Origin of the sequence: Cytophaga sp., assembly GCF_051961495.1 — a bacterium.
Lineage (GTDB): Bacteria > Bacteroidota > Bacteroidia > Cytophagales > Cytophagaceae > Cytophaga.
Map to the genome: position 1 here is coordinate 1 of NZ_JBQCDF010000313.1, position 4,081 is coordinate 4,081.

At 34.4% G+C, this 4,081-nt stretch carries 5 protein-coding genes; all 5 read right to left on the reverse strand.

What is annotated here, in order from left to right:
* Window positions 1–841: glycosyltransferase family 4 protein (locus tag ACTHJT_RS17160; protein ID WP_440240484.1), on the reverse strand; the 841-nt coding region annotated here is incomplete at its 3' end.
* Window positions 842–868: 27 nt separating this feature from the next.
* Window positions 869–1,051, reverse strand: a complete 183-nt coding sequence (locus ACTHJT_RS17165; protein ID WP_440240486.1) for a hypothetical protein — start codon at window positions 1,049–1,051, stop codon at window positions 869–871.
* Between the two features lie 156 nt (window positions 1,052–1,207).
* The gene (locus ACTHJT_RS17170; protein ID WP_440240488.1) at window positions 1,208–1,993 is read right to left on the reverse strand and encodes an FkbM family methyltransferase; all 786 of its coding nucleotides are present in this window, start codon (window positions 1,991–1,993) and stop codon (window positions 1,208–1,210) included.
* Window positions 1,986–3,239, reverse strand: a complete 1,254-nt coding sequence (locus ACTHJT_RS17175; RefSeq protein ID WP_440240490.1) for a lipopolysaccharide biosynthesis protein — start codon at window positions 3,237–3,239, stop codon at window positions 1,986–1,988. The genes ACTHJT_RS17170 and ACTHJT_RS17175 overlap by 8 nt, the downstream gene beginning before the upstream one ends.
* Window positions 3,240–3,556: 317 nt before the next feature.
* Window positions 3,557–4,081: glycosyltransferase family 4 protein (locus ACTHJT_RS17180; RefSeq protein ID WP_440240492.1), on the reverse strand; the 525-nt coding region annotated here is incomplete at its 5' end.

The following is a 4,081-nucleotide window of genomic DNA, read 5'->3' on the forward strand; positions in this document are numbered from 1 at the left end:
GGGGTTCTATCAATTTTAATTCATTCGATATTAACTGCTCAAATTTTTTATATAAATCTGACGAATTTTCCTTTTCAAAAATGTACCCGTTTTGATTGTTTCGTATAACCTCAACCAGGCCACCGGCATTACTGCATAAGACGGTTGTTCCGACCGCTAAAGATTCAATGGCTACATTGCCTAACCCTTCAATTTTAGAAGGAATAACACAAAACAAGGAACCGGCAATTAGCTCTAAGATTTCATCATTTTTTAAAAGCCCGGTAACAATAACATTTTGATGCAGGTTATTAAGATTAATAAACTCCAAAATGGACTTTTCCATACTCCCAAATCCCGCAAATAAAACGGTTAAATTTAATTTTAGAATTAAATGCTTTACCGAGTTAAGAAAAAATAAATGCCCTTTAACAGGATGTAATCTTCCGGGAATAATTATATAGGAACCTTTACTGATTCCGTATTTACTGAAGATAAGTTTTTGTCTTTCCGTGTTAACCGAGGGTGTCTTTATAGCGTTAAACAATATGCTGCCTTTTGATATTTTCTCATTGGCTTCTATGTCTCTTTCTACCGCTCTTGATACAAATAGGTGATGTTCATCTCTGCCGGATATTTTTGAAACAAAATAAAAATGGTAAAGCCGTCGTGTTATGGAATTTAAAGGAGCGTTTAGGTATTCTGTGGAATGATGATAGGGCCAGATTTTAGCATTTATCTGTTTAAAGAATTTTAAAATTCTTACCGATAGCATAGATAAGGGAAGAAATGCTATAATGTGATCGGGGTTGAAATTGTTGATTTGCTTCGATAATTTTTTAAATGAAATAACTAACCCCAAAAGGGATATATAATTTATTGACTTTAGTTAGCGCGCATTGTTTCGGAATAAAATAATTTCACTTTTCAATTCTTTCTTCATTGTATCAACCTCAGATAAAATAATAACCTGAACCTGAATACCCCGTTTTATTAGTTCATTTGCCTGAGCGATAGCTTGAATTTCTACACCCCCGGTGAATAAAGTCGGTATAACAAAAGTGATACGCATTAATGATTGATTTCAATGAGGTCTAAAAATATTTATGGTTATTCAAGTACAGCTAAAGGCTATTTCCCCGAAATAGCCATCTTTTTCTTTGGGCACTATCACATAATTAAAAGAGTCGCTCATGGAAAGGAACGCTGTTTTTCTGATACCCTTCTGTTAATCAATGTTGTAAAAACAATATTCAGAATAATCAAAGTAAATGCCCAGCTTTTGTGCCACTTCATCATTTAATATTTCAATCAAAACGATTGGCCTGAACAATTTTAGATACATTGAAAAACCTTCCATCACTGCAGGCTCATGCGTTTCCACATCTACTTTCATCAGGTCAATGTGAGTGATATTATTTTGTTCGATGTAATCTTTTAATGTAATGGTTTTAATATTGAGTTTGATTGGCTCTTTATCTTTAACCCATAAGTTATGATTGACTGTGACCGAATAAGCAAAGTTGGCATCGCCGGTATAAATTACCCCATCGCCGGAATAATCAGATACCGCTTTGCAATTACTATGTATTTCAAAACCGTTAATAGCGGCATTGCGAACTAACTTTTTATAAATGGCTTCAAATGGCTCAAAGGCATGAACTTCCGAGCCGGAATTCATAGACTTGGCTACCATAGAATAGATGCCCGTGTTGGCTCCGATATCGAAAATAACTTTTGACTCTTTTGCTAAGATGGACCACAACTTCATAGAATACTTTTCCCAATTGCCATAAAGCCCAGTCCAGAAAATCTCATTTTCAATCCGATGGCCATAATGCACCATTTTAAAGCTTTGTAAATCATTTACTCTAACCCTGACAACGCCTTTAAAGTAAAGATGCCGGTATCTTTTTTCAGATGGCGCCCATACTTTTTTTAACAACGAAAATAGTTCTCTTTTAAAAGGAACAGCCTTGTACGATGATTTAAAAAAAACTTTCAATTCAGGCAAAGCAATTAATTTTTTTATTAAAATATAAAATAACGCAAAGCACAAATGCATTGGTTACGATTTGGCCTGCGCAAAGCCAGTTGATTGTCAGAAATTGTGACGTACAGTAATTTATGGTAAAAGAAAAAAGGATACACAAAACCGAAAGCCCGAAAATAATGCGCTTTTGCTTATTGAAAATAATGGGTTGTAGAAAAATATTGCTGACAGACCATATTAAAGAACTTACGCAAAGCAAATAGAAATAGTGAATGTATTCTATATACGAAGGCTTCAGCAGGTAATGATAGATAAGCGAGGAAAAAGAAAATAAGGCTGCCGAGGTGGTAAGCATGATAATTATATATTTGGCGTAAATTCCTTTAATGCTTCTATACATTTTCTTTTCAGAAAATTTAGTAAACAATACCGGCTGCAGATAATTCATTAAGGAGGCGGAAACGATATATTGAATGGCAGCAAAAGTGCCTGCAATGGAATAAAAGCCGGCTTGTGTTTTTCCAAAATGAGCCATCACAAAAAATTTGTCGGAGGTATTAATAAAAAATATTGCAGTCTGTAGCAATAGCCCTGACAAACCAAAAATCAATTCCTTTCTGAATATTTTCAGGCTTATTCTTTTTACCAGGAAGCCATTCTTTTTTATGTAAGAAAAAAAGAGAATTGCTATTACAAGGATTGAGATAAAATAACCTAAAGCCCTACTGTACCAGCTTGCATAAGCAAAAAGTATCAAAAGAACTGCCAGTGATATTTCGATAATTATTTTCAATAAGGTTATTGTAGCGTAAACCCTAACTTTATTTTGTACCCTCAGCAATATGATGAACGCTTCAAAGCAAAAATTCAGAACCAGGCAAGCCGGAATAAGCCAGATAAACTGTTCCTGAAAACTAAATGTTTGTGACAATGATTGACGGAAAATAAAGAACAGGGAAATCAGCAATAAACTTACGATTAGAGGAATAAGAAGACTTGTCGAAAAAACGCTCGCGTAATCGGATTTGGAAAGCTTGAAATAATCAACAGAAATAGTATACAGCGCCCCCATAGAGATGATTGGCGTCAGGAAAACAATGGTGCTGTTGAAGATGTTTAATATTCCTATATCTCCCTCTGAGAGCGTATTTACAAAAAAAGGAAGCGCAGCAAAAGAAATTATTTTTGTGAGGGTGCCGGCAATAGTATAAGTGCTTACCTGCCGGAAAGCGTTTGTATAGAATTTGGATTTAAGTTGGTAAAGCAATTTCAATCATTTTTATCTACCCACTAAGAATGACACCATGAAAATTGGTTTCAAATATCTCTTTTATTGCCACTTTTTTGTAAAGCCAGAAAACAGATAACTTTTAAAAGTCATTAATGTTATTGTCTAAACGCTCTTTTTAATCGCAGATTGTGGTTATATAGAATATTTTATGTTGGTTTTCGAGGATCGGGTTACAGAGAAAGATCTTTATAGCATACAAGGAAAGAAATAAAAACCGCTTATTTATTCGTTTAGTGCTACTAATTTCATAAGTAAGGGATAATGCCATGTAATTTGATGCATTGTTCCGGTAATTATAGACCATTATCTACTGAAGACATTTCAGCTACTTCGGTAAAGTATTGTAAGTATAAATTTTTATTAGACTCAATTGAAAACTTTGATACCACAGTTTCGCGGCCTTTGTAACCCATTGTTTTCCGCAAGTTTTTTGAATCAATTAATAAGGACAACTTGTTCACCCATTCATTGGTATCTGAAGCAAGAAATCCATTTTTTCCGTCTTCAATTATTTCTGAATTTACTCCAACCGGCGACATAATAGTGGGTATTGCGAGCGCCATATACTGCAAGCCTTTTAAACCACATTTGCCTTTTGTCCAATCGTCATCGGGAAGCGGCATAATCCCAATATCTATTTCCTGCAAATCTTTTACTTCCGATTCTTTTCTCCACGGCAATCCCTGTATGTTTAATTCCGCATTATAATAATCGGCACTGCCAATAACTTTAAAGTAGACTTTATCCTGGTATTTTTCCTTTATTAATTTTAAAGCCTCAATACATGTTGTGAAATTGATAATCGTAGAAAAGGATCC